The following is a 24,322-nucleotide window of genomic DNA, read 5'->3' as shown; positions in this document are numbered from 1 at the left end:
GAACCACAATAAGTTTTTTCTCTTTCCCGAACTCCATCGAGCCTTATAAAATTCAATACTTCACATTAGAATCAAGCAAAAATCATGCCAATTTGTTATTTTTTGTTTTCAGCAAATAGGCTGGTTATAAAAAACCGACCGTTCGGCATCCAAAGAAACCTTACGGTTTTATATCTTTTAACTAAATTATAGTTTATTTGGTTATAAGTTCTTTATCTACCAATATATAACTCGATGGTTTGTTCTTTTTGGCTTTACCGTCATCCGACATTACCAGCACATATTGTTTGCCTTTTGCCTGAATCATGGTAACAGCTTCCGCATTTTTCCATTTTTCATCTGTGTTTAATGCTATTTTTTTAGGCTGTGATTCGGGTCGGCCATCCCATTTCCACAAAAGTGAACGGAATTTTCCTTGTTCGTTTTCCAACTCGTTGGCAAGTAAATAGCTGTCGGTTTCAGCCAGGTAATCCAAAGAACGTATGCCTCCTCCTTCTAATTCAAGCAGGAATACGGTTCCGAATTTAGGCCGGGCTTTTTGTTCGAACATTTCATTCGGGTTGTCAATGGCGATAATCATAGAATATCCGCCGGCTACCGGTTCCCTGATACCGAGCATCAGCCGTTTGTTTTTCGTGTCGTATGCCAAGCCTTCCACATTCAAATCGTGGAAATCAACCGGTTTTCCGGTTTTGCTTTGAATGGTTTTCTGCACTTCAGGCGCTTTCAGCAAGGCTTCTTTCAAGTTGGCGGCTTCTTGCAGCCCTTGAATCCGGTTGCCTTGGATTTTAAAACGCACGAATCTTTCGCGGTCGGGTTCGCGGCTGTCTTTTTTCGTTGGGGAAAAAGAGGTGGATGCGTAGATGTAGCCTTTATCGTCAAACGCCAGGGCTTCCAGGTCGTCCAGTTTGACTGTTAAGCTCTTCATCAATGCTTCAGCGGCGGCTTGATCTTCTTGCAGGGTACCGTCGTCCTTAACGGTAAGCAGGCTTAGTGCGCGCACTGCTTCGTCTTCCGCAACCAGCAACCTTCCATCCGGCAGCCTCTGCACGGCAGACGGCTCATAGGTGCCGGCCAAGGTGTGTTTGGTAATTTGTTCGGGAACAACCGATTTGGCTACCGCCCAAGATAATGCGCCAACGGCAATCAGGGCAGGGACGCTCCAATAAAATGCTTTGCGTTTGGAAGGCATATGCGCTCCTTTCTTCAATCAATCTGATTTCTTGCATTGCTACTGCCAACTTATGGAGTAACAATGCCTGTCTGAAAATTCGGCAAGGCATCTGCCTTGCCGAATGCTTTACTGAGGTTCTGTTACAAGTCGTTATAATCCACCAGCATATACTTGGCCGTAAGCTGCTTGGTTGCATCGCCCTCATCACTCATCAATATCAGGCGCGGCTGACCATTGACTTTGATGGAATCAATCGCTTCTACGTTGGTCATATGGCGGAGATTAGGCAAAGGTACGGCTTTTGCAGGGTCTTTCGGCGCTCCGCTCCACGTCCAAAGCTGTGAATATTTGGTGCCGTTATCATCTTTCACTTCGTTGGTCATGATAAAGGATTTCAACACGGGATCGTAGTTGAGGGAACGGATACCGCCGCCTTTAATATCCAGAAAAGCTATATCGACAAAATTCGGCTCTGCTTTTTCTTCAAACACGGCTTTCGGGTTATCGATATAAAGCACGATGGAGCGCTCGTTAAACTCAGGATCACGCAAACCGAGCAACAACTGCTTTTTGTTCGGGTCAAAAGCCAAACCTTCGATATTGATGGTTTTAAAATCCAAAGTGGTACCGATTTTCGATTTGAACAGCTCTTTAAGCTGCTCGGATTGCTCCAAAGTGTCGGTCAATTTGTCGAAATAGCTGAGTTCGCGCACATCATGCCCTTGGATTTTAAAACGCAACAAATGTTCGCGGTCGGGGCGGCGCTGGCCTTCTTTATTTACTGCATGGGATGTAATGGCATAAATATAACCGTCCGGATCGCGGGTAAGGCCCTCCAAATCGCTCAATTTGCGTTTGAAGCCGCGTATAACGCGCGTGTCTGCGGCATCGTCTTCTGCAAGGGTTCCGTCCGCCTGAAAAGATAATATGCTCGCGGCGCGGGTGGCTTCGTCTTCCATAATGAGCAAACGTCCGTCAGGAAGCTGCTGCACGGCAGAAGGCTCGTATACACCTTTAAATGTGTATATTCCGAAACCTTTCAATTCGGCTTCCTGTTTGCTTTGCTGCATCGCAGGAATAATCTGCGGCAGGGTTTTCACGCCGATAAAGGCTAACACGGAAGCCAGCAAACCCCAACGGAAAGCGGCGTAAGACATATTCAGATATTTAAACTGCTTGTTGGCCATCAAACCCAACCAATAAAGCTCATCACTCATTTTATGGTAAACCTGCTCGCGGTCGGCCATGATGTCCTGCATCATTTTCCAATAGCGCTCTTTGGAAATTTTCACACGGTCTTCATAAATCAGGATGTTGGGGGTTTCGCCGAAAAAGTGGCCTTCGGGGCGCACCACTCTGGATTTCAAATCGCTCAATTTTGCACGGCCTTTGCGCCAATCCGAAAACCAATCCAGAATCGAACGGATTTTACCCGCCCTGTCGGGAGAGGCCGAAAGCAGGGCAAACACGATGGAAGTTGCCGCGGTAAACATAAAGATGCCGGCTGGCACCAAAAATTCAGGGGAAGACGCAAATACGAACGCGCCGGAAATCATCAAAGCCGATACGATAAAACCGTTGAGCGAAATCATGATGTTGGCTTTGGTTGCCGCCAGAGCCAGCAATTCCATCTCCGTGCGGAAGGCATTGCGGAACATGGTTTCCACACCTTTGGCCGTACCGATGGGTACAATTTCTTCCTTTTGCTTTTCTTCCTTGTTTTTATTTTTCTTCGCTTTTTTGGCTTTTTTCTCTGTACCCGCCCCGGCTTTTCCGGCATCGGCGTCGGCTTCTTCGTCCGGAAGGTTGGTCAGTGAGAGTTCCGGCACCAAGAAGGGTACGGTATGCCTCGGCGTGTTACCAGAGGGCGGAGGAGCCGGGTTACCGGAATCCGGTTTGGTGTTATCTGTGTTTGGTTGTTGATTATCAGATTCTACTGTCATTATTTTTTTCCTAAGATGATGTCGATACCCTGCCGGTGCTTCAGAAGATATTTTTCAGACAGGCTTTAACAGGGTTTTCTTCAAAAAATCAGTTTGTTTTTCTGAATTTAAAGTATGAATGTTTCCATTCATTAAAAAATAATAATTATCTTATATTAAAATGGTGTTTGAATAATAAAAAATCTAAACGGTCAAATTTATAAAGCAAAATGCCTGTCTGAAGGGTTTCAGACAGGCATTTGGGTTGATTAGTTCATCTTTATCAATCAAAGCTATCAACCGCATAAACCAACTTTCGGCTTAACTTTGACTTAACCTTGGCTCAATTATCGGCCAATCTTAAATCGGCATGGCCGGCCAAGAACCCGCCGCTTTGGTGCGCCCACAGCTTGGCATACAAACCGTTTTTCTCCAGCAGTTCGGCATGGCTGCCCTCTTCGACGATACGGCCTTTATCGAGCACAATCAACCTGTCCATAGCGGCAATGGTGGATAAACGGTGGGCAATGGCAATCACGGTTTTGTTTTCCATCATTTTATCCAAGCTTTCCTGAATGGCGGCTTCCACTTCGGAATCCAACGCGCTGGTGGCTTCGTCGAGCAACAGAATCGGCGCATCTTTCAGCATCACGCGGGCGATGGCGATGCGTTGCCGCTGGCCGCCTGAAAGTTTCACGCCTCTTTCGCCCACATGGGCATCGTATCCCCTGCGGCCTTTGGCATCGGAAAGGTTGGGGATGAAATCGGCGGCTTCGGCTTTTTCGGCGGCCTGATACATTTCTGCTTCGGTGGCATCGGGGCGGCCGTAAATGATATTGTCGCGCACGGAGCGGTGCAGCAGGCTGGTGTCTTGTGTTACCAAGCCGATTTGGGCGCGCAGGCTTTCTTGGGTGATGTCGTTGATGTTTTGGCCGTCGATGGTAATGCTGCCGCTTTGCGCTTCATAAAATCTAAGCAGTAAATTCACGATGGTGGACTTGCCTGCGCCCGAACGCCCTATCAGGCCGACTTTTTCGCCCGGTTTGATGGCAAGGTTAAAGCCGTTGAGCAACGGTTTGCCTTCATCATAGGAAAAATCGACATGCTCGAAGCGGATTTCTCCATGCTCCACTTTCAACGGCAGTGCGTCCGGTTTGTCTAAAATGGTTTGCGGTTTAGACAAAGTAACCATGCCGTCATTTACGGTGCCGATGTTTTCAAACAAACGGGCCGATTCCCACATGATGTATTGCGACAACCCGTTCACGCGCAAAGCCATGGCGGTGGCAGTGGCAATCGCGCCTACGCCGACCTGCCCGTTCTGCCACAGCCAAATGCCTAAGGCAGCGGTGGACAAGGTGAGCGACGTATTCACAATAAAATTACAAGTCGACAGCAAAGTCGCCAAACGCATTTGTGCATGCACCGTTACCATAAATTCCTGCATCGACTGCTTGGCATACCGCGCCTCGCGCGCGCCGTGCGAAAACAGTTTGACTGTAGTGATATTGGAATAGGCATCGGTGATGCGGCCGGTCATCAACGAGCGGGCATCTGCCTGACGCTGTGCGGTTTTCGCCAACTTGGGAATCAGCACGCGCATCACGGTGCCGAACGCGATAATCCAACACACGAACGGCAGCAGCAGCCAGCCGTCGAACGCCGCCAGAATCACGCCCGAGCTGATGAAATACACCAGCACATACACCACCATATCGGCCAGTGTCATCACCGTATCGCGCACCGCCAGCGCGGTTTGCATTACTTTGGCCGAAACCCGCCCGGCAAATTCGTCCTGATAAAACCCGAGGCTCTGCCCCAGCATCAGGCGGTGGAAATTCCAGCGCAGGCGCATCGGAAACACGCCTTGCAGGGTTTGCAGGCGCACGTTTGATGCAATGAAATGCCACAGCACGGCAAACGCCATCAACGCCGCCATGCCCGACAAAGCCCAGCCCTTTTCCGCCCACAAGGTTTGCGGCGTATATTGGCCCAGCCAGTCGACCACTTTGCCCATAAACTGAAACAGCAAGGCTTCCATAATGCCGATGCCGACCGTCATCAACGCCAACACCGCAATCCAGCCGCGCATGCCTTCCATGCTGCTCCACAAAAAACGCCACAAGCCTTTGTCGGGCGTTTTCGGCGGCGTATCGGGATAGGGGTCGATACGGGATTCGAACCAGTCAAAAAAACGCTTAATCATCCATTTCATCCATTTAAGACAGGCCGTAAGGGAAATGCCTGTCTGAAAAATTCATCTCTTTAAAAATAATGCAGAAACCCAAGCAGTATAAACGCATAAATCGATACGGTGGCAACCGCTGCAAGCAACACCGGCGTATCGGCAGGTTTGTTGGGGTAGCCGCTCAAGTTGGGTTCCGAATTTGCCGGCAAGACCAACCCGTAAACAAACTGCACCAGCATAGCCAGCAGCGCAAACGGCATCAACAGCGGGATGACCGCAGACAGCACTGCCGAGCCCATACCCAACTGATACACCCTCCTGCATACCGTCCACCCCCTTCCCGCATCATTACAGCGCTTATCCAATTGTTTATTTTGATAATAAATCAAAACGCAGGAAAAAAAGGCAAAAGCGACGCCCGCCTTACCCAAATGGGTTTGATTGGAGCCGACCGAACCGAACACATCAAGAAACCACGGAACAAACCTGTTCAACAGCAGCGCCGCCAAAGCAGCCGGCAGACAATATGCTGCAAAACGGCTGCGGGCAAGGCGCCGGTTATCTAATGGATCATGCTTGGATTCATATTCGATGTAAGTCATCTTTAATTTGTTTAATCCGGCTATTTCAACAAATTCTTCAATGCCAACCGCACGCCTTCGCTCACATCCGTGCCGGCCGGAATGCCCTTCACCGCCGCTTTGGCCTCACGTTCGTTATAGCCCAGCGCCAACAGCGTGTTCACCACATCATCGGTTTCATCCGCCGCAGGAATGCTTTCAGACAGGCCTGCGCCCGCACCCTCGGCCACCAGCTTGCCGCGCAACTCCAAAATCATACGCTCCGCGGTTTTTTTGCCTATGCCGGGCGCGGAAGAAAGCCGTTTCACATCCTCCTGCGCCACAGCCTGCGCCAGCTCGTCCGAAGTCATGGCCGATAAAATACCCAAAGCGGTTTTGGCGCCGATGCCGCTCACTTTAACCAGCTGGCGGAACGTAGCGCGTTCGGCCGCCGAAGCAAAACCAAACAGCAAATGCGCATCTTCGCGCACCACAAGCTGGGTATAGAGCTGCACGGTTTCGTTGAGCGCGGGCAGCGCGTAAAAAGTCTGCATCGACACATCCACCTCATAGCCCACGCCGTTCACATCAATCACAACCTGCGGCGGCTGCTTTTCCACCAGTTTTCCCGTCAGTCTGCTAATCATAATAAGGCTTTCTTCAAACGCATTTCAGACAGGCATCTTGCAAGAAATGCCTGTCTGAAAACAAAAAACACAATAATCTAAAGCGGCTTCAGGCTTTAAATCGAATTTTGGGCAACCGCCATTTGGCGGGCGCTGTCGGCCTGCTCCGGTTTGGCAAACGGGCCGAGTTTCACAACATACCGGCCGTCTTTACGCTCGGTAAGCGCGCGGTGGGCGGAAGCGGCGCCCTGCAGGCGGCTGTTGGTGCGGCCTGCGTAATCACGCGCCGCAGATTCGCTGTCAAACGCCGCCAGCGTAACATAAATCTGCTCAGGTTGGGCAGCCGCGATTTGGCCGGGCACAATCTGCTCCACACGCACATTGGCTACGCCGGAAAAGCCGATTTTCTGAGCCGCGCCTTTAGACAAATCAATTACCCGGCTGCCGTGGAACGGGCCGCGGTCGTTGATGCGCACAATCACGCTTTTGCCGTTGGAAAGATTGGTTACTTTGGCGTAGCTGGGAATGGGGAGGGTTTTGTGTGCGGCAGTGTAAGCATGCATATCGAAGCGTTCGCCGCTGGCGGTTTTCTTACCGTGGAAGCCGGGGCCGTACCATGAGGCCTGGCCTGTTTGACTGAAAGTTTTAATCTGTTTAACGGGCGTGTAGCGCATCCCGCGCACTTTGTAGCTCATATTGGCCGCCTTAATCAGCGGCTCGTGGCGGACTTGGTTTTCGGACACCAAACGGTCTTTGCCGAAAGACGAAGCGCTCATCAGCGCAAGGGCGGCGCCCAAAGCGCCGATAGACAGGGTTTTTGTGGCTTTAGTCAAAACAGGTTCCTATTCTTTGAGTCAATAACGCAAACCGCTTTTGTTCTGATTCTTGTACGGTCGATTTAAAACTGATAAATAATAAACGGACTAAACCTGCCCGCCGAAACCGTTTTGCCGCCATGCTTCGTAAACCGTCACCGCCACGGTGTTGGAAAGATTCATACTGCGGCTTTGCGGCTGCATGGGCAGGCGCAGTTTCTGCCCGGCAGGCAGGGCATCCAAAATTTCGGCAGGCAGGCCGCGCGTTTCCGGGCCAAACAAAAACACATCGCCCGGGGCGAATGCGGCTTGGTCGTAACGGCCGGAGCCTTTGGTGGTGAGCGCGAAAATGCGCCGCCCTGCCAAAGCTTTCAGACAGGCATCGAAATCTTCGTGCACCGTGAGCGAGGCAAACTCGTGATAATCCAAACCCGCCCGCTTCATTTTGGCCGAATCCAGCGGAAAGCCCAGCGGCTTGACCAAATGCAGATCCATGCCGGTGTTGGCACACAATCGGATGATATTGCCTGTGTTCGGCGGAATTTCGGGTTGGTATAAAACTACGGTAAACATGAAGATTCCAAAATCCAGGGGCGCACTATACTAGATAAGTGCTTAGTTCATCAAAAAATTTTCAATTTGGATATTGCCAGCGTCCAGCAAAAAACGCTGCCGCTGCCCGAGCGGCGCAGCATTCGGGAACATTCGCGCAAAGTCTCGCCGCTGGTCAAAACATCGTCGATTAACAACACGTTACGTTCTTTAACACAGGCATCTACCCGAAAAGCGCCGCGCACGTTTTTCTTGCGCGCCTCAAAAGGCAGGGTGCTCTGGGGCGCGGATGCCTGTCTGAAAACCGAATTGTGCGGCAACACCTGCCAGCCGTAAAGCTTTGCCAACGCTTCGGCCAATTCGTCGCACTGGTTAAACCCGCGAAACAGCCGCCGCTCGCGGCTCAAAGGCATGGCCAGCACGGTATCTATGCGCACATCATCCAGCCACGGCGGCGGCAATGACGCCATCAGCGACACCAGCGGCGCCGCCAACGAACGGTCGCGCCGGTGTTTGAACCGGTGCAGAATGCCGCTCACCGGCGGCGCATACTCCACCGAAGCCCACAAGCGCTCGAACGGCGGCGGCTCTTTCTGGCATTGCCCGCACACCGCCGCCCCCGCGCCGGTGCCGCCGCAGCGGGGGCACACGTTGGCCGCATCCGAAGCCGACACGTGCAAGTCTTTCAGACAGGCATCGCACAAGCCCTTATCCGCGCCCGAATCATGGCATAATAAGCAGGCTTCCGATTGCGGCAGCCTGAAAGAAAGAAAACCCATGACTTCCCCTGTAAATAATCTCGTTTTAATCCACGGCTGGGCGGCCAACCGCCATGTGTTCGACGATTTGATTGAGCGCCTGCCCGAAAGCTGGCAGATTCAGGCGCTGGATTTGCCGGGCCACGGCCAAGCGCCGCTTGCAGGCAGCTTCGATGTGATTGCCGCCGCCGACGCGCTGGCCGAACACATCACCGAGCCTGCCTGCCTGCTCGGCTGGTCGCTCGGAGGATTGGTGTCGCTGCACATCGCCCACCGCCATCCCGAAAAAGTGCGCGCGCTCTGCCTCACCGCCAGCTTCGCCAAATTCCGCGCTGCGCCCGATTATCCCGAAGGCTTAAGCAACCCCGCTTTAGCCAAAATGATTGAATTGTTTCAGCAAGACTACCATAAATATATGAAACAATTTCTCCAGTTGCAATTTTTATACGCAAAAGACCAACACAGCATTCTGGAAAAAGTATTGCCCGACATTGTCAAACACGGCGCGCCCGCCGCCCTGCAAAGCGCACTCGACGCGCTGGCCGAAGCCGACGCCCGCACTTTGCTGCCCGAGCTGCCGCAACCGGTCTGCCTGATTTACGGCGGCAAAGACACCATCACACCGCCGCGCATGGGCAGCTATCTCGAGCGCCACCTGCCCAACGCCCGAATGCACACGCTGGAAAAAGCCGCACACGCGCCGTTTCTGAGCCATGCCGACGAATTCGCCCGATTGCTCAAAACCTTTGCAGAACAACAATCCATGCCTGTCTGAAAAAACCCACCATGAACCCTAACGACCGCTGGCTGATACACCGCCACCTCGCCCAAAACACCGACGAGCGCCTGCAACTGCTGCGCAATGCGCCGCAACACATCCTGCTCGTCGGTGCCGACCACGACGAAACCCGCAAGCTGCTTGCCGCGCGCTATCCCAAAGCCGCCTTCAGCGAATACGACCCGCGCCAAGCGTTTTTAGACGAAGCCGCCGCCGCACGCAAAACCGGCTTTTTCGCCAAGCTTGCAGGTAAAAGCGTACCTCAACATTGCCAAAGCCTCACCGCACCCCTGCCCGAAGCCGCCGCCGACATGTTGTTTGCCAACCTCAGCCTGATTACCGCTTCCGAGCCTCTCCCCGTGCTGAAAAACTGGGCGCACGCACTCAAGCCCAACGGCCTGCTCTTTTTCACCCACTTCGGCATCGACAGCCTGCAAAGCCTCAGTGCCTGCCTGAAACAGGCCGGCATCAGCGTGGAAGCGCCCATGCTGTTTGACATGCACGACTTGGGCGACATACTGCTCGAATGCGGCTTTTACGACCCCGTTACCGATACCGCCAAGCTCGAACTTTCCTACACCGGCGCCCAAACCTTCTGGCAGGATATGGACACGCTGGGCATTTGGGCGTCGCTCACCTTCAGCGACGAAGCCGCCGCCCGCGCCTTGGTTGAGCAGCAAATCGCCGCAGGCCGTTTCAGCATCACGCTCGAAACCGTGTACGGCCACGCCGTGAAAAAAACCGTGCTGCCCGAAGGCGCCAGCCCCGTGCAGTTTTACCCCAAAATGCCCGGCAAAGCTTAAAGGCCGGCTTTTCAAACAGGCATCCGCCCCAACCATGCCTGTCTGAAACCGTCCTTTGCTCTTACATTATCTTAAAATGATTTGACCATAAACCCGCTTTCAGACAGGCATCGGCACACTTTATAATGCCTGCCTGAACAAGCCTCTTCCCCCTTCCCGCCAAGCAGCAGGCACACTTCCCCAAACACACCGACACAGGAATTCAAATATGCATTTAAAATTCAACCGCCGTGTCTTACTCCTCTCCCTCGGCGCCCTCATCCTCAGCGGCTGCCAAATCGGACGCAAAACCCCGCCTGCACCCCAACCGACAGCCAAGCCCAAAGCCATCATCGGCCTCGCACTCGGCGGCGGCGCAGCCAAAGGCTTTGCCCACATCGGCGTGATTAAAGTATTGAAACAGCAAAATATTCCCGTAAACGTCGTAACCGGCACCAGCGCCGGCGCCATCGTCGGCAGCCTCTATGCCTCAGGCATGTCGCCCGACCGACTCGAATTGGAAGCCGAAATCCTCAGCCAAGCCGATTTGGTAGACCTTACCCTGTCCACCCGCGGCATCATCAAAGGCGAAAAACTGCAAAACTACATCAACCGCAAAGTCGGCAACCGCCCTCTGCAAAACCTGCCCGTTAAATTCGCCGCCATCGCCACCGACTTCAACTCGGGCAAAAGCGTAGCCTTCAACACCGGCAATACCGGCCAGGCCGTGCGCGCCTCCGCCAGCATCCCCAACATTTTCCTGCCTGCCGAAATCGGCAAACGCCAATATGTCGACGGCGGCCTCTCCGCTCCCGTGCCCGTTACCGCTGCCAGAGAGCAAGGCGCCAACTTTGTGATTGCGGTGGATATTTCCGCCAAACCGGCCAAACTCGAAAACGGCTCCGGCTTTTTCGACTACCTCGACCAAAGCCTCAACATCATGAGCGCCCCCGCGCTGGAATACCAGCTGCGCCAAGCCAACGTGGTCATCAAGCCGCAAGTGCAAAAGCTCGGTTCGGTAGGCGGTTTCGACCAAAAAGCCCAAGCCATCAAACTGGGCGAACAAGCCGCACTGGCCGCGCTGCCGGAAATCAAGAAAAAGCTGGCGGCCTACCGCTATTGATCTTAAATAAGAACACAAAATGCCTGTCTGAAAGCTTTCAGACAGGCATATTTGATTGGGGCTGAAGTAGATTAGCAGTCATGATAGGCTGCCAAAATAAAGATAACCCACTGTAAGTTAAAGAAGAGTCTGCAAAGAAAACTGCTTGAATATTTTGTATTGGAAGTAACCGCACGTTCGGCTGCCGATATCTTGGGTATTCAGCCCAATACGGCCATTCTCTTTTACCGCAAAATCCGTCTTGTTATCAGCCATCATTTGGCTTTGGAAGCAGATCAGGTTTTTGAGGGTTCTATAGAATTGGATGAGCGCTATTTCGACGGGAAGGGTAAAGGAAAGCGCGGTAGGGGAGCAGCAGGTAAAGTGGTGGTTTCGGTATCCTTAAACGTGGAGGCAAGGTTTATACGGTTGTCGTGAATAATGCCCAAAAGGAAAGCTTATTTCCTGTTATTACAAGGAAAATCAGGCCTGACAGCGTAGTTTATACGGACTGCCTGAGCAGTTAAGACGTGTTGGATGTCAGCGGTTTTCACCATTACAGGATTAATCACGGCAAAAAGTTTGCCGACCGGCAAAACCATATCAACGGCATTGAGAATTTTTGGAATCAGGCGAAACGTGTCTTGCACAAATACAACGGAATCGACCGAAAATCTTTTCCTCTGTTCTTGAAAGAATGTGAGTTTCGTTTTAACTTCGGGACACCAAAGCAGCAGTTAAAAACTCTGCGGCTTTTGTGTGGTATTTAGAGCCAATCTACTTCAGCCCCTTTGAAAAAATGCCAAACTGGCTGACGCCGTGTTTTCCCGCAAAGGAGACAATCTGATTATCCGGGCCTTCGGATAAGAAGACCAAGTCAATGTGAAAAACTATTACTCCTACAACGCAAGCAATTTTGAATTTACCTTTATAGACCAAACCTTAGCCTTGGAAGACATTGGGCAGATCACAGTCAAAGTAGAAGGCACCAAACGAGATGACGATATTTTCGGTTCCCACACTTTAGACAAACTTAGATTCGAATTTCAAGTGCAACACTCAGGCAGTAGAGGTTGGAACAGATTCAAGAATAAAACACTTGGCGTTTCATAGCCAAGTGTTTTTCTTGGCCTATGGTTCAGTTCATCCTGAACCCTGCGTATCTCCCGATGGCTGATGTTGCGGAAATCGGTTTGTTTGGGGAAATATTGGCGGATGAGTCCGTTGGTATTTTCATTCAGCCCTTTCTCCCAAGAACGGTAGGGGCGGCAAAAATAGGTTTCTGCCTCCAATGCTTGGGCTATTCGGATGTGTCGGCAGAATTCTTTGCCGTTATCCATGGTAATGGTATGTACCCTGTTTTTATGCGCCTTCAATACCTTGATGACGGCGTTGGCAGTGTCTTTGGCTTTGAAGTTCTTTAACTTGCAGATGATGGTGTAGCGGGTAACCCGCTCGACCAAGGTCAGTAATGCGCTTTTCTGATCTTTGCCGACGACGGTGTCGGCTTCCCAATCGCCGATGCGGGATTTTTGGTCGACGATGGCGGGTCGGTTTTCAATGCCGACGCGGTCGGGTACTTTGCCTCTGCTCCATGTACTGCCGTAGCGTTTACGGTAGGATTTGCCGGCTATTCTGAGATGCTGCCGCAAAGTGCCGCCGTTGCTTTTGTCGTCGCGCAGGTAGTTATAGACGGTGCTGTGGTGGAGTGTGATTTGGTGGTGTTTGTGCAAATAGGCGCACACTTGTTCGGGACTGAGTTTGAGTCGGATGAGGGTGTCGATGTGTTGAATCAGCCGGGAATGGAGCTTATAGGGTTTTCTTTTGCGCTGCTTGGTAAGCCGGCTTTGCTGTTGGGCTTTTTCGGCACTGTATTGCTGCCCTTGTGGGCAGTGCCGTTTGATTTCGCGGCTGATGGTGCTTTTATAGCGGTTAAGCCGTTTGGCGATTTCGCTGATGCTATGGTGGCGGGACAGGTATTGGATGTGGTATCGTTCGTCTTGGGTCAGTTGTGTGTAGCTCATGGCAATCTTTCTTGCAGGAAAGGCCGTATGCTACCGCATACCGGCCTTTTTCTGTTGTGGAAAGTTGCACTTCAAATCCGAATCCGCCTCATATTTTGCAAAATTTTCCCGCACCGATAACGATTTAATCATCAAAACGTGTGATAACGACCAAGTAACCGTGAGGCGTTATTTCGGCGGGAAAATCTACGATTTCTCGCAGTCTACCGAGAAAAAAGTTCGGAAGATTACCGCTACTATCAATTCAAGTTTACAGACAAAACCCTCAGCTTTGAGGATATGGCCAATATCAGAGTAGAAGGCATGGGTTCGGCCGGACAAGATGTATTGTTGGGTTCCAACACCAAAGACATTATCCAGGGCGGATCATGGAACGACAAAATTGCAGGCGGTTCAAATAACGATACCCTTTACGGAGGCGACCATAACGACCAATTGTGGGGCGACGGCGGCGATGATCTGCTATATGGCGATAACGGCGACGATACCCTTCAAGGCGGCAGCGGGCAAGATACTTACGTGTTCGGCAAACTGCACGGCAACGATATCATCAGAGATTTCGGCTCAGCCGCCCAATAAAGACACGATAAAGTTTACCGAAGCCTCGCCCGAAGAAATCATGTTTAAAAAGTCGGCAACTATTTTGTCCTGTTCGACCAAGACGACGGCAGCTCAATTGAGCTATCCCATTTTTTCAGAGGGCCTTTTTTCCAAATCGAAAACTTCGAATTCAAAAACCACATCTTATCCAATCCCGACTTCGGCAAATATGCTGCAAACAGCAGCAACGCTTATGCAATGTCGGTGTTTCTACCCGATGCGGTAAACACCGAAAACACCTACACCAGCGTGATTGGTTAAAACTTTAAATAGCCTGCCGCCCGAATGCCTGTCTGAATCTTTTCAAACAGGCAGAGACCTTTGCAAAATAACCCCTTTCCCAACAGGTTCAAGCACATCACTTACAGGTGGCTTTGCGCATTCACTTTGCCCACCAAAATAGGCTGCCCGGGCATAGCGGAATTTATGGTGCAGCGTACCAAAGCACGCCGCCTGCTCCATCAAAGGGCACACAAACAAAATGCCTGTCTGAAACCGTAATCACCGCTTTCAGACAGGCATTTCAATTACCAATCCAACCCTACCAGCCCTGCGCCAACTTATCCGCCTCGGCCAACCGCTCAACCGTACCCACATCCAGCCACAGACCCTCGTGCGCCTCTCCGCTGACCAAACCCTTGTTCATCGCCTCACGCAAGAGCGGAGCCAATTTTGCTGGCTGCCGAACCGGCGTGTTGCAAAACAGTTTCGGGTCATACACCCCCATGCCGCTGAACGTCATCCTTCTGCCCCCGTCCGCCTCGGAAGCCACCGTGCCGTTTTCCAGCAAAGAAAAATCGCCTTTGGGATTGTGTTCGGGATTGGGAACCAACCATAAGTGCGCCAACCTGCCTTCTTGTTGAAGCCTGTCCGAACAAGCCCTTGCCGCCGCGAAATCAATATCGGTCAACACATCGCCGTTGATAACCAAAAAAGGCGCGTTACCCAACAAATGCAGCGCCGTAGCAATCCCGCCCGCCGTTTCCAAGCCTTGCTCGCCTTCTGCCGAATATGCCAGCGACACGCCGTAATCAGAACCGTCTTTCAACGTTTCCACAATCCGGCTGCCCAACCAGGCATGATTAATCACAATCTCCGAAAACCCCGCGTCGCGCAGCCGGTGGAGATGCCAGCCGATTAAAGGCTCGCGGCCTACTTTTAACAAAGGTTTCGGCGTGGTATCCGTTAAAGGCCGCATCCGCTCGCCCCGTCCCGCCGCCAGAATCATGGCTTTCATAGCATATCCCACATTAAAAAACCGCAGAATTGTACCGCAAACATCCGCTTTAAAAAAATAATTGACAAGCCTTTTTCAGCCGTTTAAAATGCGCAGATTATCCGGGTCGTTAGCTCAGCTGGTAGAGCAGCGGACTTTTAATCCGTTGGTCGAAGGTTCGAATCCTTCACGACCCACCAAATTCCCAAGCCCAAACCTTGCGTTTGGGCTTTTTCATATCCAAATTTGCTTTATTCATCAGAAAATCAGGCACATAAATCCAAAAATGCTTGACTGCACCGCCCCTGCACCTGTTAAATTGGACACAGGCTGCTCCCCTCAGCCGAACGGCATATGCCGCAATAACAATATTATGATGAGGACAAAACCATGAACAAATCTCTCTACACGCTCGGCGCTTTGGCCGCGCTCTCTTTTCTGACTGCCTGCGGCGGTCAAAACAACCAAGCGGCGAGTAAAGCCTCCACGCCTGCCGAAGCGGCTGCCTCCGGCGCTGCTGCCGACGCGAAAGCTTCTGTTAAAGCCCGCGCCGATTTGATGGAGGCCTTCAAAGAAGACCTCGGCGCTATGGGCAAAATGGTAAAAGGCGAAGCGCAGTTTGACGCCTCAGCATTCCAACAAGCGGCCGACAATCTGGATGCCAATGCCGGTAAGCCGTGGGAACACTATACTGCAGAAAGCGCTAAAGAAGAATCCGAAGCCAAACCGGAAATCTGGAGCAAGCCGGATGAGTTTAAGAAAGAAATCGACAAATTCACCGCTGCTACTGCCGCTCTGAAAACTGCGGCTGCTTCCGGCAAACTGGATGACGTGAAAAAACCGTTCGGCGCAGTGGGTCAAAGCTGCAAATCCTGCCACGACAGCTTCCGTGCCGAATAATACCGACGCAGCCTGAACACATAACAATGCCTGTCTGAAAGCCCGAATTACCGGTTTTCAGACAGGCATTGTTCTACCGGCTCAATCAACGCTAAGCCAGCACACCGCTTTGGTTCAATAAAAACAACACGGCAAAACCGCTCAAATAAAGCAGGCCTATCCAAGCCAGCCCCATCAGCCAGGGTTGCAACGCATGCTTGCCTTTGCGTACCAAGCTCAGGTTCAGCCACGCAAATACCGGCGTGCTCACAAACGAGGCAATCATGGCAAATTTCAACATGGCCAACACCGCGCCTTTGAAAAACAGAATCACGCACAGCCCCGTTACCGCTGCAAACACAATCCATACGGCCAAAATACGGTTGGTGTTGCGTTCGCCGCCCACAATCAAGCGCAACGATTCCATATTGGTGCGCGAATAGCCGTCGATAACCGTGAGCGTCGTGCCGTACATACAGGCAAACGCAATAAATGTAACCAACCAGCGCGACCATTCGCCGATGGTAGAGGCATACATATTAATCAGCTGGCCGATATACGCACCGCCCGCCATCTTCACTTCCGTGCCCGAGCCGTATTGCACCAGCGCACCCAAAGCAAGAAACACCAGCGCCAGCAAAGCCGTGCTGATATAGCCTACGTTGAAATCGAACAAACCGTCTTCGTAGCTGACTTTTTCCAGCTTACGCTTGGCCGCCACCCACATTGAATTGATGGCGGAAATTTCAATCGGCGCAGGCATCCAGCCCATCAAAGCCACGATAAACGCCAGCGCACCGAGGTTCCACGGGCTGGGCTCGACAAAACCCGCCTGCATCTGCGCGCCTTTGGCAGCCGCCACAACCACCGCCGCTACGGTGGTAATGGTCAAACTCACCATAATGATTTTCGACATACCGTCAACCGTACGGTACGGGCCTACTAAAAGTAACAACACCGCTGATGCCAATACTGCCACCGAAAGCCAGTTCATCGACCACTCTCCGGGCAAAACAAAGTTCAAAATTGCAGCGCACAGCATACTTACGGCCGCCGTATTAATTACGGTGGCAAAAAGGTTCATCAGGAAAAACACCCAAAGGTAAACCCGGCTCTTTTCCGCATAACCCTCCAAGAGCGTTTTTCCCGTTTCAAGCGTGTATTGCGGCGCAAACCGGAAAAACGGGTATTTGAACAGATTGGCCAACACAATAATCAGCGCAAGCTGCCAGCCGTAAAGCGCACCGGCCTGTGTGGAAGCAATAATGTGCGATCCGCCCACCGCCGCAGAAGCCATCATAATGCCCGGACCCATCGCCCGCAGCCTGCTGCGCCAACCCGACGCACTGTTTCCTGTTTGTTCGTTCATATGTGATCTTTCGTGCCCGTGCTTGCACACGGCTTGTCATCGTTGATTAAAAATATCCCGGGCAAATTATATCAGCAAACCGATTCGCGGCAGCTCAAGCAAAACAGGCATTGCCGAACGCAATGCCTGTCTGAAAAGATTCCGCGCTAACCGAAGCTGATACCGCCGCCCATCAAGGTAAGCACACCCAAAATGCAGAACAATATACAGGCAGCGGCCCTCACGGCAGCCACAGGGATTTTCTTCATCAACATCTCACCCAAATACACCACCGGAACATTCGCCAGCATCAAGCCCAACGTGCTGCCGACCACCACCCAAAACATCGTTTGGTATTTTGCCGCCAACAACACCGTAGCAATCTGGGTTTTATCGCCCACTTCGGCCAAGAAAAACAATATCAGCGTTGCCCCGAACGCACCATACTGCAACCACCTTCCCCCGTCGTCGCCATCCTTGTCGGGCAGCAGCAGCCACAAACCCACGGCGATAAAGCTGAGGCCCACAATCCATTTCACGGTTTCGGGCGCTACCCATTCGGCAATCCACACGCCCAACACGGCAGACACAAAATGATTCAGCAAAGTTGCCACAAAGATGCCGGAAATGATGGCGCTTTTCTGCGCAAACCGGGCGGCGAGAAACAGAGCAAGCAGCTGAGTTTTATCGCCTATTTCGGCAACGGCAACCGCCAGCGTTGAAGAAACAAAAGCTTCCATAACCAGATCACTCAAAACCGTGCGGGCAAAAAAATAAGACATACCCCGGCGCGCCCGCGGCACCGGATATGTCTTAAGTCTTGCCTGTCTGAGCATAAGCAAAGATACCGCTGCCATGCCGCAAGGCAATTATGTTGACAACGGTTCCGGGCAGGCCTGAAACTCCGCCCGAATGGCTACTCCCCTAAGAGTTGCGGCACATTATAGCCGATTGCCGCAGATAAAGGGAAAATGTTTCAGACAGGCATCATACAATCATGCCTGTCTGAAATACGGCGCGGCTCAATCCCACAAAGCCTGAAAAGCCTTGACCGCCGCTTCAGGGTCGGCGGCTTCCGTTACCGCGCGCACCACTGCCAGCGAATCCACACCGGTCGCCAGCACTTCGCGGGCATTGCCAAGGTCAATGCCGCCGATTGCCACCACAGGCGTATCGCCCGCCTGCTTCACATATTCACGCAGCTTCTCCAAACCCTGCGGCTCGGATTTCATCACTTTCGTTGTGGTCGGAAACACCGCGCCGCTGGCCACATAACTCGGGCCGACCGATAAAGCACGGTCAAGCTCCGCCACCGAATGCGTGCTCAATCCCAAGCGCAAACCGGCATCGGCAATGGCCTGCAAATCGGCATCATCCATGTCTTCCTGCCCCAAATGCACGCCGTAAGCGCCGGCGGCAATGGCCTCGCGCCAATAATCATTGATAAAAAGCTTGGTGCGGCTGCCTTCGCAGGCTTTGACACAACGCTCGATTTCATTACACAAGGCATCGCCTTGCAGCGTTTTCGTACGCAGCTGCACCGTATCCGCCCCGGCCTTAACCATTCTTTCAACCCAGCTAGCATCGGGCACGACCGCATAAAACTTCAACGGGCTGTCCACACCCACAAATCTTAACATTTTAGCCATAATTCTCTTTCAGATACCGGTTAACCCAATTATAATATCAGTGAAATATTGGGAGTTTATGATATTTCTTGCGTATTTTGTATTCGTTTTAAATCCATTACAAACCAATAAGGCTTAAAACGCTTCCCCCCCCATTTAAACAAGGAAAAAAGTCATGGCCCAGGCGCAAACCGGTCCGATGCACAAAACCAATCTCTTTTTTGCCGTCATGCTCATCAGCATGCTCGGCTATTTTATATTCTGGGGCTTGGATTACACCCAGCACAATTACAACACCGTCTTCCTGCTTGCCACCCTGTTCGGCGTGTTTATGGCTTTCAACATCGGCGGCAACGACGTGGCAAACTCGTTCGGCACCAGTGTGGGCGCCGGAACACTCACTATCCCGCAGGCTCTCGTGGTAGCCGCCATATTTGAAGTGAGCGGCGCGGTCATCGCAGGCGGCCAGGTAACCGAAACCATCCGCAGCGGCATCGTCAACCTCGGCGCGCTGCCTATGGAACCGATGCAGTTTGTGTTTATCATGATGTCGGCGCTGCTTTCCGCCGCTTTATGGCTGCTGTTTGCCACCTACAAAGGCCTGCCCGTTTCCACCACCCACGCCATTATCGGCGGTATTGTCGGCAGCTCGATTATGCTCGGTTACCAGCTCGCCGGCGGCGAAATGTCGCTTTCGCTGGTTAAATGGAACGCCATCGGCTCGATTGCCGTTTCCTGGGTGCTTTCCCCCGTTTTGGGCGGCTTGGTTTCTTATGTTTTATTCCATCAAATCAAAAAACACGTTTTGGATTACAACGATGCGGCAGAAGAGCAACTCAAACAAATCAAGGCCGAACGCAAGCTGCACAAAGAACAGCACAAACTGAGCTTCGAATCGCTGGAAGAACATGAAAAAATCAAAGTTGCCACCGCCATGGCGCGCGACGCACAGATTTACAGCGAACAGGATTTCGACCCTTCCGAACTCGAATCCCACTACTACAAAGGCCTCTATGAAATCGACCAGCGCAAACAGGGCGTAGATGCCTACCGCGCGCTCCATTCATGGGTGCCGATTATTTCCGCAATCGGCGGCATGGTTATTTCATCCATGCTGATTTTCAAAGGCTTGAAAAACCTTGATCTGGGCATGAGCACCATCCAAAGCTTCCTGACAATCGGCATGATCGGCGCAGGCATTTGGTTGGCCACATTTATCTATGCCAAAACTTTAAAACGCAAAGATTTGGGCAAATCCACCTTTTTGATGTTCAGCTGGATGCAGGTGTTTACCGCCGCAGGCTTCGCATTCAGCCACGGTGCCAACGACATTGCCAACGCTATCGGCCCGTTTGCCGCGATTATGGATGTTTTGCGCACCGGCGATATCGGCGCATCCGCCCCCATCCCGCCGGTAGTGATGCTGACTTTCGGCATCGCCTTGATTGTGGGCTTATGGTTTATCGGTAAAGAAGTGATTGCCACCGTGGGCACCAACCTGGCGAAAATGCACCCTTCTTCCGGCTTTACCGCCGAATTGGCCGCCGCCTCGGTGGTCATGATGGCCTCGCTGCTCGGCCTGCCCGTGTCGAGCACACATATTTTGGTCGGCGCCGTATTGGGCATCGGCTTGGTAAACCGCAACGCCAACTGGGCCATGATGAAACCCATCGGCTTGGCTTGGGTGATTACCTTACCCGCCGCATCCATACTTTCGGTTATCTGCTTTTTGATATTGAACGCCACTTTGGGTTAACCGTTAAGGCATAATCGTTTTGCCCCTTCCGCCACCGGGAGGGGCAAATCATTTTGCCCAACCGCATCCGGCATATCCGCTATATAATCAAATGCCTGTCTGAAACAGCCGGAGCATTCCCATGAAACCCATCCTCCTTGCCGCCCTCATCCTGCCGGCCTTTGCCCAGGCTTATCAAAGCGGCAAAACCTACCGCCTAACCGTGTTACACACCAACGACACCCACGGTCGCTTCTGGCCGAACGAGCGCGGCGAATACGGCATGGCTGCGCATCAGACTTTGGTAAAACAAATCCGCAACGAAGTCAAACAAAAAGGCGGCTCGCTGATCATCCTCAGCGCCGGCGACATCAACACCGGCGTGCCCGAATCCGACATCCACAACGCCCGCCCCGATATCGAAGCCATGAACGCCATCGGCTACGAAGCCATGACTTTGGGCAACCATGAATTCGACAACCCGCTGCAAATGCTCGGCATGCAGGAGCAATGGGCAAAATTCCCCTTTATTTCCGCCAATATCCGCCACAAACACAGCGGCCTGCACCTGGTCAAACCCTATACCCTGCTCAGCAAACAGGGGCTGCGCATCGCCGTGGTCGGCCTCACAACGGAAGACACGGCCGTATCCGCCAACCTCAACTACACCCGAAGCCTCAACTTCGACAACGCCGCCCAAGCAGCCCGCAGCACCCTGCAAAACTTAAGCGGCCGCAAACCCGACATCACAATCGCCCTAACCCATTTGGGCTATCACAGCGACATCAAACTGGCCCGCGGGCTGCCGCCGCAAACTTTCGACATGATTATCGGCGGTCACAGCCACCACACCGTGTGCGTTGACGGCAACGGCCAACTGAATAAAGACTACCGCCCCGGCCAAAGCTGCCGCCCCGACTTTCAAAACGGCACATGGATCATGCAGGCGGGCGAATGGGGCAAATACCTCGGGCGCGCCGATTTCAGCTTCACCAACGGCAAGCTCACCCTCGAATCCTACCGCCTCATCCCCGTGAACCTGAAACAGAAAACCGAAACCGCCGATGGCAAAACCGAATACACCCTCATCCAGCCTGAAATCCCGCCCGACAAAAAGCTGGCGGCCAAATTGAAACGATACCAAGACAAGGCCGATAAAAAGCTCGGCATCCGCATCGGCAGCAGCACCGCCAAACTCGAAGGCGACCGCAGCATCGTCCGTCGGCAGCCCACCAATCTCGGCCGCCTGATTGCCCATGCCCAGCGCGTGCGCACCCGATCCGACCTATCCGTAATGAACAGCGGCGGCATCCGCGATTCCATTCAGGCAGGCACCGTTACCTACAAAGACATCCTGCGCGTGCAACCTTTCGGCAACCTGATCGGCCATGTCGGGCTGACCGGCAGCGAACTGCAAAACTATCTGCAAACCCTCAGCCGTATGCCGCCCGGTTCCGGCGGCTACCCGCAGTTTGATAACGTTTCCTTCGACACCGACGCAACAGGCAATATCGGCAACATCCGCATCGGCGGCCAAGCGCTGCAAGCCGGCAAAACCTACCGCCTCAGCCTCTCCGATTACTTGGCCAACGGCAGCGACGGCTATCCCAAACTTTCCGACAACCCTTCCTATGTCAACACCGGTTTTGTCGATGCCGAAGTACTGAAACACTATTTCGAGCAACATTCCCCGATTGATGCCGCGCAATTCGAGCCGGAAAATTAAGCGGCAGTAAGAATGCCTGTCTGAAAATGTTTTCAGACAGGCATGGCTTTCCAATCATGCTTAATAAACATCGCGCTGGTAGCGCTTGTCTTCACGCATTTCGTTCAGATAATCTTCCGCATCATCGCTGCTCATTTTGCCTTGCTCGGCAATGATACCGAGTAAAGTGTTTTCAACATCACGCGCCATACGGGCGGCATCGCCGCACACATAAATGTGGGCGCCTTGCTGCAACCATGCCCATATTTCCGCGGCCGCCTCGGCAAGCTTGTGCTGAACATATACTTTTTCTTTGCCCTGACGGCTCCATGCAAGGTCGGCGCGGGTAAGCAGGCCTGCTTTACGGTATTGCAGCCATTCGGCTTGGTAAAGAAAATCGTCGGTAAATTTTTGGTTGCCGAACACGAGCCAGTTTTTACCGCTGTCGCCGTTGGCTTCCCGCTGCTGCATAAAAGCGCGGAAAGGAGCGATGCCTGTGCCTGCGCCGATCATGATGATGGGGGTGTCGCCGTTTTCAGGCAGGCGGAAGAGTTTGTTCGGCTCAACAAATACACGAAGCGTGCCGCCTTCTTCCAAACGGCTGCCGAGCCAGCCCGAAGCCGCTCCGGTGTAGCTGTTGCCGTGGTGGTCGAAGCGGACAACGCCTACCGTAAGGTGCACTTCTTCCCCCACTTCTTCCTGTGAAGAAGCAATAGAATAAAGGCGTGGCGTTTGCGCACGGAACAGCCCGAACAGGGCTTGTGCGTCGCAGGTGTGGGGATAGGCCGCCAGCACACCCACCGGCGGCGTGAGGGCGATATAGGCATTGAGCGCTTCGCTTTCCTCTACCGTGCGTTTGAGCGCTTCCGATCCGCAAAGCACAGCGTATTGCCGCACAAATTGGGGGGTGGTTTGGGTAATATCCAGATCGTGCAGCAAGGCGGTTCGGATGTCGGTAAGGCTGCCGTCGGCTTTTTGCACGGTTTCGCTGCCGTCCAAACCGCTGTGTTGCAGTATTTCGGCAACCAAGTTTTCATCGTTTACCGGCCAGATGCCTAAAGCGTCGCCGACCTGATAGCTGATGCCCGAGCCGGCAAGGTCGATTTCGATATGCGCCACATCTTTTTCAGCTTGGCGTGCCGTGATTTTCTGACGTGCAGACAACACGGCGGTAAAAGGCTGCTCTTTGCTGTAATGCACACCGTCGGGTCGGTTATGCCCTGAGGGTGCAAAGGCGGATGCCGCCGAACCGCCAGCGGCAAGCCCGGCCACCCGTGCGGCGGTTTGCGCCACCCATTCTGCGGCTGCGGCCTGATAATCAAGGTCGCACACCCCTAAATCACCGATACGCTTAGCGCCATGCTGTGCCAGCGCCGCATCGAAATCTTTGCCTGCTTGACAGAAATCGGGGTAGCTGCTGTCGCCAAGCCCCAGCACGGCAAAGCTCACTTTGCTCAAATTGGGTGCTTTTTTACCGGTCAGCAGCTTGTAAAGCGGCACGGCTTCTTCCGGCGGCTCGCCTTCCCCCTGCGTGGAAGTCACCAACAGCAGGATGTCTTCTGCGGCGATTTGCTTGGTTTTATAATCGGCGGCGGCGGTAAGTTTGGCATTGACACCTGCGGTTTCCAGCTTAATCAGCAGCTCTTCGGCCACTTTTCGCGCATTGCCGGTTTGCGAAGCGGAAAGTATGGTCACAGCGCGTGCCGTCTGCGGTTCTGCTTGAAGAGGGCGCACAAGCGGATCGGTGCCTGATTCTGCGCCCTGGCTTTTGGCCCAGGCATAGCCCGACAAAAAAGCCAATTGTTGCGGAGACAAGGCGGCCAATCGGTCGAGCAGTTCGGGAGGGATAGGGTTCATAACGGTTCCTCGATATGGTTTTTCTGGTTATCGGCCTGTGTATGTAGGGATTTTCTCTTTGCAGAAAACGGCA

General features: G+C 52.8%; 21 protein-coding genes, 1 tRNA gene and 1 pseudogene. 9 read left to right on the top strand and 14 right to left on the bottom strand.

The features are described from left to right. Positions 1-193: 193 nt before the first annotated feature. From EL143_RS03670 to EL143_RS03635, 8 genes are all read right to left on the bottom strand, one after another. Positions 194-1,192 carry a DUF3616 domain-containing protein gene (locus EL143_RS03670; RefSeq protein ID WP_085417271.1) on the bottom strand — a complete coding sequence of 333 codons (999 nt, stop codon included), beginning with the start codon at positions 1,190-1,192 and terminating at the stop codon, positions 194-196. Positions 1,193-1,314: 122 nt separating this feature from the next. Further along, on the bottom strand, positions 1,315-3,117 hold the full coding sequence (locus tag EL143_RS03665; RefSeq protein WP_085417270.1) for a DUF3616 domain-containing protein: 1,803 nt from the start codon (positions 3,115-3,117) through the stop codon (positions 1,315-1,317). Positions 3,118-3,439: 322 nt separating this feature from the next. Beyond that, on the bottom strand, positions 3,440-5,302 hold the full coding sequence (locus tag EL143_RS03660; RefSeq protein WP_085417282.1) for an ABC transporter ATP-binding protein: 1,863 nt from the start codon (positions 5,300-5,302) through the stop codon (positions 3,440-3,442). A 59-nt stretch (positions 5,303-5,361) separates the two neighbouring features. Beyond that, positions 5,362-5,886, bottom strand: a complete 525-nt coding sequence (locus tag EL143_RS03655; protein WP_085417269.1) for a hypothetical protein — start codon at positions 5,884-5,886, stop codon at positions 5,362-5,364. A gap of 20 nt (positions 5,887-5,906) precedes the next feature. Beyond that, positions 5,907-6,491 (bottom strand): Holliday junction branch migration protein RuvA, encoded by a 585-nt coding sequence (gene ruvA, locus EL143_RS03650; protein WP_085417268.1) that lies wholly within the window; start codon positions 6,489-6,491, stop codon positions 5,907-5,909. Positions 6,492-6,586: 95 nt separating this feature from the next. Beyond that, the gene (locus tag EL143_RS03645; RefSeq protein ID WP_085417267.1) at positions 6,587-7,303 is read right to left on the bottom strand and encodes a septal ring lytic transglycosylase RlpA family protein; all 717 of its coding nucleotides are present in this window, start codon (positions 7,301-7,303) and stop codon (positions 6,587-6,589) included. A gap of 90 nt (positions 7,304-7,393) precedes the next feature. Beyond that, on the bottom strand, positions 7,394-7,858 hold the full coding sequence (trmL, locus tag EL143_RS03640; RefSeq protein ID WP_085417266.1) for a tRNA (uridine(34)/cytosine(34)/5-carboxymethylaminomethyluridine(34)-2'-O)-methyltransferase TrmL: 465 nt from the start codon (positions 7,856-7,858) through the stop codon (positions 7,394-7,396). 50 nt (positions 7,859-7,908) lie between these two features. Next, positions 7,909-8,616 carry a ComF family protein gene (locus EL143_RS03635; protein WP_085417265.1) on the bottom strand — a complete coding sequence of 236 codons (708 nt, stop codon included), beginning with the start codon at positions 8,614-8,616 and terminating at the stop codon, positions 7,909-7,911. On the opposite strand from EL143_RS03635, the gene bioH reads away from it, so the two are divergent. From bioH to EL143_RS03615, 4 genes and pseudogenes are all read left to right on the top strand, one after another. Then, positions 8,615-9,370 (top strand): pimeloyl-ACP methyl ester esterase BioH, encoded by a 756-nt coding sequence (bioH, locus tag EL143_RS03630; protein WP_085417264.1) that lies wholly within the window; start codon positions 8,615-8,617, stop codon positions 9,368-9,370. The genes EL143_RS03635 and bioH overlap by 2 nt on opposite strands. Before the next feature lie 11 nt (positions 9,371-9,381). After that, the gene (locus tag EL143_RS03625; RefSeq protein WP_085417263.1) at positions 9,382-10,176 is read left to right on the top strand and encodes a class I SAM-dependent methyltransferase; all 795 of its coding nucleotides are present in this window, start codon (positions 9,382-9,384) and stop codon (positions 10,174-10,176) included. Between the two features lie 208 nt (positions 10,177-10,384). Further along, on the top strand, positions 10,385-11,278 hold the full coding sequence (locus tag EL143_RS03620; protein WP_085417262.1) for a patatin-like phospholipase family protein: 894 nt from the start codon (positions 10,385-10,387) through the stop codon (positions 11,276-11,278). 96 nt (positions 11,279-11,374) lie between these two features. Next, a pseudogene (locus EL143_RS03615) lies at positions 11,375-12,027 on the top strand (IS1595 family transposase). Positions 12,028-12,303: 276 nt separating this feature from the next. On the opposite strand, the gene EL143_RS03610 reads toward EL143_RS03615, so the two are convergent. Further along, positions 12,304-13,281, bottom strand: coding sequence for an IS30 family transposase (locus EL143_RS03610; protein ID WP_126326550.1), 978 nt, complete (start codon positions 13,279-13,281; stop codon positions 12,304-12,306). Between the two features lie 279 nt (positions 13,282-13,560). Here EL143_RS03610 and EL143_RS03605 point away from each other — a divergent pair, with 279 nt between their 5' ends. After that, a complete protein-coding gene (locus EL143_RS03605) occupies positions 13,561-13,860 on the top strand; it encodes a calcium-binding protein (RefSeq protein WP_085417145.1) in 300 nt (99 codons plus the stop codon). 562 nt (positions 13,861-14,422) lie between these two features. On the opposite strand, the gene murU is transcribed toward EL143_RS03605, so the two are convergent. Next, positions 14,423-15,118 carry an N-acetylmuramate alpha-1-phosphate uridylyltransferase MurU gene (gene murU, locus EL143_RS03600; RefSeq protein WP_085417147.1) on the bottom strand — a complete coding sequence of 232 codons (696 nt, stop codon included), beginning with the start codon at positions 15,116-15,118 and terminating at the stop codon, positions 14,423-14,425. A gap of 103 nt (positions 15,119-15,221) precedes the next feature. Here murU and EL143_RS03595 point away from each other — a divergent pair. Together EL143_RS03595 and EL143_RS03590 are read left to right on the top strand one after the other, a co-directional pair. Then, positions 15,222-15,297: transfer RNA gene (locus EL143_RS03595), tRNA-Lys, on the top strand. A 190-nt stretch (positions 15,298-15,487) separates the two neighbouring features. Continuing rightward, the gene (locus EL143_RS03590) at positions 15,488-15,997 is read left to right on the top strand and encodes a c-type cytochrome (protein ID WP_085417148.1); all 510 of its coding nucleotides are present in this window, start codon (positions 15,488-15,490) and stop codon (positions 15,995-15,997) included. A gap of 91 nt (positions 15,998-16,088) precedes the next feature. Here EL143_RS03590 and EL143_RS03585 read toward each other — a convergent pair whose 3' ends face one another. From EL143_RS03585 to thiE, 3 genes are all read right to left on the bottom strand, one after another. Next, positions 16,089-17,345 carry an NRAMP family divalent metal transporter gene (locus EL143_RS03585; RefSeq protein WP_085417149.1) on the bottom strand — a complete coding sequence of 419 codons (1,257 nt, stop codon included), beginning with the start codon at positions 17,343-17,345 and terminating at the stop codon, positions 16,089-16,091. 146 nt (positions 17,346-17,491) lie between these two features. Further along, entirely contained in the window at positions 17,492-18,064 is a 573-nt protein-coding gene (locus tag EL143_RS03580) for a TMEM165/GDT1 family protein (RefSeq protein ID WP_085417174.1), read from the bottom strand. Between the two features lie 282 nt (positions 18,065-18,346). Further along, complete coding sequence (thiE, locus tag EL143_RS03575; RefSeq protein ID WP_197719616.1) at positions 18,347-18,973, bottom strand: thiamine phosphate synthase; 627 nt, start codon at positions 18,971-18,973, stop codon at positions 18,347-18,349. A 154-nt stretch (positions 18,974-19,127) separates the two neighbouring features. Between thiE and EL143_RS03570 the strand changes: the two genes are divergently transcribed. After that, the gene (locus EL143_RS03570) at positions 19,128-20,708 is read left to right on the top strand and encodes an inorganic phosphate transporter (protein ID WP_085417150.1); all 1,581 of its coding nucleotides are present in this window, start codon (positions 19,128-19,130) and stop codon (positions 20,706-20,708) included. Between the two features lie 121 nt (positions 20,709-20,829). Continuing rightward, a complete protein-coding gene (ushA, locus tag EL143_RS03565; RefSeq protein WP_085417151.1) occupies positions 20,830-22,413 on the top strand; it encodes a bifunctional UDP-sugar hydrolase/5'-nucleotidase UshA in 1,584 nt (527 codons plus the stop codon). A 60-nt stretch (positions 22,414-22,473) separates the two neighbouring features. On the opposite strand, the gene EL143_RS03560 is transcribed toward ushA, so the two are convergent. Further along, positions 22,474-24,249: an assimilatory sulfite reductase (NADPH) flavoprotein subunit gene (locus EL143_RS03560; protein WP_085417152.1), complete on the bottom strand. Its 1,776-nt coding sequence runs from the start codon at positions 24,247-24,249 to the stop codon at positions 22,474-22,476. Between the last annotated feature and the right edge of the window lie 73 nt (positions 24,250-24,322).

It is taken from the genome of Neisseria canis, from assembly GCF_900636765.1.
Taxonomy (GTDB): Bacteria; Pseudomonadota; Gammaproteobacteria; order Burkholderiales; family Neisseriaceae; genus Neisseria; species Neisseria canis.
Note: the sequence above shows the minus strand (reverse complement) of the source record. Positions and strands in the feature narration are given on the sequence as shown.

Bases quoted from the DNA above. Each gene is read 5' to 3' on its own strand.
- EL143_RS03670 (WP_085417271.1), bottom strand. From the start codon at position 1,192: ATGCCTTCCAAACGCAAAGCATTTTATTGGAGCGTCCCTGCCCTGATT.
- EL143_RS03665 (WP_085417270.1), bottom strand. From the start codon at position 3,117: ATGACAGTAGAATCTGATAATCAACAACCAAACACAGATAACACCAAA.
- EL143_RS03660 (WP_085417282.1), bottom strand. From the start codon at position 5,302: ATGATTAAGCGTTTTTTTGACTGGTTCGAATCCCGTATCGACCCCTAT.
- EL143_RS03655 (WP_085417269.1), bottom strand. From the start codon at position 5,886: ATGACTTACATCGAATATGAATCCAAGCATGATCCATTAGATAACCGG.
- ruvA (WP_085417268.1), bottom strand. From the start codon at position 6,491: ATGATTAGCAGACTGACGGGAAAACTGGTGGAAAAGCAGCCGCCGCAG.
- trmL (WP_085417266.1), bottom strand. From the start codon at position 7,858: ATGTTTACCGTAGTTTTATACCAACCCGAAATTCCGCCGAACACAGGC.
- bioH (WP_085417264.1), top strand. From the start codon at position 8,615: ATGACTTCCCCTGTAAATAATCTCGTTTTAATCCACGGCTGGGCGGCC.
- EL143_RS03635 (WP_085417265.1), bottom strand. From the start codon at position 8,616: ATGGGTTTTCTTTCTTTCAGGCTGCCGCAATCGGAAGCCTGCTTATTA.
- EL143_RS03625 (WP_085417263.1), top strand. From the start codon at position 9,382: ATGAACCCTAACGACCGCTGGCTGATACACCGCCACCTCGCCCAAAAC.
- EL143_RS03620 (WP_085417262.1), top strand. From the start codon at position 10,385: ATGCATTTAAAATTCAACCGCCGTGTCTTACTCCTCTCCCTCGGCGCC.
- EL143_RS03610 (WP_126326550.1), bottom strand. From the start codon at position 13,281: ATGAGCTACACACAACTGACCCAAGACGAACGATACCACATCCAATAC.
- EL143_RS03605 (WP_085417145.1), top strand. From the start codon at position 13,561: ATGGCCAATATCAGAGTAGAAGGCATGGGTTCGGCCGGACAAGATGTA.
- murU (WP_085417147.1), bottom strand. From the start codon at position 15,118: ATGAAAGCCATGATTCTGGCGGCGGGACGGGGCGAGCGGATGCGGCCT.
- EL143_RS03590 (WP_085417148.1), top strand. From the start codon at position 15,488: ATGAACAAATCTCTCTACACGCTCGGCGCTTTGGCCGCGCTCTCTTTT.
- EL143_RS03585 (WP_085417149.1), bottom strand. From the start codon at position 17,345: ATGAACGAACAAACAGGAAACAGTGCGTCGGGTTGGCGCAGCAGGCTG.
- EL143_RS03580 (WP_085417174.1), bottom strand. From the start codon at position 18,064: ATGGAAGCTTTTGTTTCTTCAACGCTGGCGGTTGCCGTTGCCGAAATA.
- thiE (WP_197719616.1), bottom strand. From the start codon at position 18,973: ATGGCTAAAATGTTAAGATTTGTGGGTGTGGACAGCCCGTTGAAGTTT.
- EL143_RS03570 (WP_085417150.1), top strand. From the start codon at position 19,128: ATGGCCCAGGCGCAAACCGGTCCGATGCACAAAACCAATCTCTTTTTT.
- ushA (WP_085417151.1), top strand. From the start codon at position 20,830: ATGAAACCCATCCTCCTTGCCGCCCTCATCCTGCCGGCCTTTGCCCAG.
- EL143_RS03560 (WP_085417152.1), bottom strand. From the start codon at position 24,249: ATGAACCCTATCCCTCCCGAACTGCTCGACCGATTGGCCGCCTTGTCT.